The following is a 3,541-nucleotide window of genomic DNA, read 5'->3' as shown; positions in this document are numbered from 1 at the left end:
TGGGGCGCGGGGGGGGGGGGGGTGGTCTCACCCCCCCAAATCGGAGCTCTCCCCCCCCCCACCCCGCGCCTTGCCCCCCCCGGCCGCGGGGCGGGCAGCCCCGGCCCCCCCCCCCCCCCGCTGCCGGGACGCCGCCGAAGCGTCCCGGACCGCCCCTAATGACCTGCGCTGTCCACCACGGACGACCACTCGTCGAGCAGCGCCTGGGCCGACGCGTCGTCAGGCCCTTCCGCCCACAGATGAGTGACGGCCTCGGACGGGTCGGGCAGCACCATCACCCAGCGTCCATCGGTCTCCACCACCCGCACCCCGTCGGTGGTGTCCACCTGCCGCTCACCGGCCGCCTCCACGACACTGCGCATCACCAGGCCCTTGACGGCCCACGGTGTCGCCAGATCCCGGCGCAGGACATGGGCGCGCGGGATACGGGCGTCGATCTGGCTCAGGGTGAGCTGGGTACGGGCCACCAGACCGATGAGCCGTACGAACGCCGCCGTACCGTCGAGGAGGCTGCTGAACTCCGGCACGATGAACGCGCCACGCCCGTCCCCGCCGAAGATCGTGGTGTCCTCACGGCCCACCCGGGTCAGGTCGTCGGGCGAGGTCGTCGTCCATTCCACCTGTGTGCCGTGGTACGCGGCGACCTGTTCGGCGATCCGCGTGGTGGTCACGGGGAGGGCGACGCGCCCGCTGCGCCGCTCCGCGGCGACCAGGTCGAGCATGACCAGCAGGGCACGGTCGTCCTCGATGATCCGGCCGCGCTCGTCCACCAGGGACAGCCGCTCGCCGACGGGGTCGAACCGTACACCGAACGCCGCCCGCGCCGAGGCCACGATCTCGCCGAGCCTGACCAGCCCGGAGCGCCGCGATTCGGCCGTTTCGGTGGGCCGGGACTCGTCGAGCCCCGGGTTGATCGTCAGGGCGTCGACACCGAGCCTGCCGAGCAGGCTGGGCAGGACGAGCCCGGCGCTGCCGTTGGAGGCGTCGACGACGACCTTGAGCCCGGCCTCGGAGATCCCGGTGGTGTCGACGTTGCGGAGCAGGGAGCCGGTGTACGAGTCGAAGACGCTCGCGGGGAAGTGGAGATCCCCGATCTCACCGGGGAACGCGCGGCGGTACTCCTGACGGGCGTACACCCGGTCCAGCTTCCGCTGGCCCGCCTGGGAGAGGTCGGCGCCCCGCGCGTCGAAGAACATGATGTCGACGGAGTCGGGCACTCCGGGCGACGTCCGGATCATGATGCCGCCGGCGCTGCCCCGGCCGGTCTGCTGCCGGGCGACCGGCAGCGGTACGTTCTCCAGGTCCCGTACGTCGATGGCGCTGGACTGGAGCGAGGAGATCACGGCTCGTTTGAGGGCACGGGCACCACGCGAGTGGTCACGTGCCGTAGTGACCGTGGAGCCCTTCTTCAGCGTGGTGGCGTACGCGCCGGCCAGCCGGACCGCCACTTCTGGCGTGATCTCGACGTTCAGGATGCCCGAAACACCGCGGGCGCCGAAGAGGTTCGCCTGGCCGCGGGACTCCCAGATGACCGAGGTGTTGACGAAGGCGCCGGCCTCGATGGTCTTGAACGGGTAGACCCGCACATTGCCCTGGATGATCGATTCTTCGCCGACCAGGCACTCGTCGCCGATGACCGCGCCGTCCTCGACGCGGGCGGCCCGCATGACGTCGGTGTTCTTGCCGATCACACAGCCGCGCAGATTGCTGTGCTGGCCGATGTACACGTTGTCGTGGACGACGGCCTTGTGAAGGAACGCCCCGGTCTTGACCACCACGTTGGAACCGATGACGGTGTGCTCACGCAGCTCGACATCGGCTTCGACCTTGGCGTAGTCCCCGATGTACAGCGGACCGCGCAGCACGGCGTCGGGGTGGACCTCGGCGCCTTCCGCGACCCAGACGCCGGGGGAGATCTCGAAGCCGTCGATGTCGACGTCGACCTTGCCTTCGAGCACGTCGGCCTGGGCCTTGACGTAGCTCTCGTGCGTGCCGACGTCCTCCCAGTAGCCCTCGGCGATGTAGCCGTAGATCGGCTTGCCGTCCTTCATGAGCTGAGGGAAGACGTCGCCGGACCAGTCCACCGACACATCGGCCTCGACGTAGTCGAAGACCTCGGGCTCCATTACGTAGATGCCCGTGTTCACGGTGTCGGAGAAGACCTGTCCCCAGGTGGGCTTCTCCAAGAAGCGCTCGACCTTTCCTTCCTCGTCCACGATCGTGATTCCGAATTCCAGCGGATTCGGGACCCGGGTCAGGCACACCGTCACCAGTGCGCCCTTCTCCTTGTGGAAGGAGATGAGGTCGGTCAGATCGAAGTCCGTGAGAGCGTCACCGGAAATGACGAGAAAGGCATCGTCCTTCAATGCCTCCTCGGCGTTCTTCACGCTCCCCGCGGTGCCGAGCGGCTTCTCCTCGTTCGCATAGCTGAGCTCCATGCCCAGCTCTTCACCGTCGCCGAAGTAGTTCTTGACGAGGGAGGCGAGGAATTGCACGGTGACAACGGTCTCGCTGAGCCCATGGCGCTTGAGCAACCGCAGCACATGCTCCATGATCGGCCGGTTCACGACCGGCAGGAGCGGCTTGGGCATGCTTGAGGTCATGGGACGAAGTCGAGTGCCTTCGCCACCTGCCATCACGACGGCCTTCATGTCGGAAGCGTCCTCCTTGAAGAGACGGTCTCGCCGACTTCACCCGTCAGGAACGAGGCCGCATGGCGTCAGGCGTGAGCCGGCGACATTGCACGGCACCACTCGACGAGCTCAATCGGCCACGTTGTCCGCCTTGACGAGCCGGCGGACCTGGACCACATACAGGACTCCTGCCCACCAATACAGCGTTGTACCCCATCCTGCGAACGCCCATCCGAAAACTTCGGCGAGTGACGCAAGCCATCCACTTCCGTCACTGAGGAGCAGGAGCGGGAAGGCATACATCAAGTTGAAGGTAGCCGCCTTCCCGAGGAAGTTCACCTGGGGAGGCGGGTAACCGTGCCTGCGGAGGATCCCCACCATCACCAGAAGCATCAGCTCACGGGCCAAAAGGGCGGCGGTGAGCCACAGCGGCAGAATCTCGCGCCAGGTGAGGCCAACCAGGGTGGAAAGGATGTACAGCCGGTCCGCGGCGGGGTCGAGAAGCCGCCCGAGGCTGCTGATCTGGTTCCAGCGGCGGGCGAGCTTCCCGTCGAGGTAGTCGCTGACACCGCTCAGCATCAGCACCAGCAGGGCCCAGCCGTCGCTGTTGGGCCCGCCGAACTCGGGACGGAGGATCAGCCACAGGAAGAGCGGTACGCCGACGAGGCGAGCCATGCTGAGGATGTTGGGGATGGTGAGCACCCGGTCCGTCTGGACGCGGGTCTCCTGGACCTCCACCCGGGGGCCTCCTGTGGGGAACGAGCCAACGATGCCTCCTGACCTTACCCTCAGCACCGGCCGGCGCCTGCAAGGGGGCCCGGAACGCAGAAATGCCCCGCACCAGAAGGTGCGGGGCATTCCCACAATAATTGTTCGGCGGCGTCCTACTCTCCCACAGGGTCCCCCCT

2 protein-coding genes are annotated in these 3,541 nt (G+C 67.5%); both read right to left on the bottom strand.

Going from position 1 to position 3,541, the window contains the following annotated elements:
• Positions 1 to 155: 155 nt before the first annotated feature.
• On the bottom strand, positions 156 to 2,651 hold the full coding sequence (locus ACFXPK_RS29770; RefSeq protein WP_384995685.1) for a sugar phosphate nucleotidyltransferase: 2,496 nt from the start codon (positions 2,649 to 2,651) through the stop codon (positions 156 to 158).
• Between the two features lie 111 nt (positions 2,652 to 2,762).
• Entirely contained in the window at positions 2,763 to 3,371 is a 609-nt protein-coding gene (locus tag ACFXPK_RS29765; RefSeq protein WP_329823349.1) for a CDP-alcohol phosphatidyltransferase family protein, read from the bottom strand.
• Between the last annotated feature and the right edge of the window lie 170 nt (positions 3,372 to 3,541).

Source organism: Streptomyces sp. NPDC059142 (assembly GCF_042755665.1).
Taxonomy (GTDB): domain Bacteria; phylum Actinomycetota; class Actinomycetes; order Streptomycetales; family Streptomycetaceae; genus Streptomyces.
This window is presented reverse-complemented; position numbering and strand designations above follow the sequence as displayed.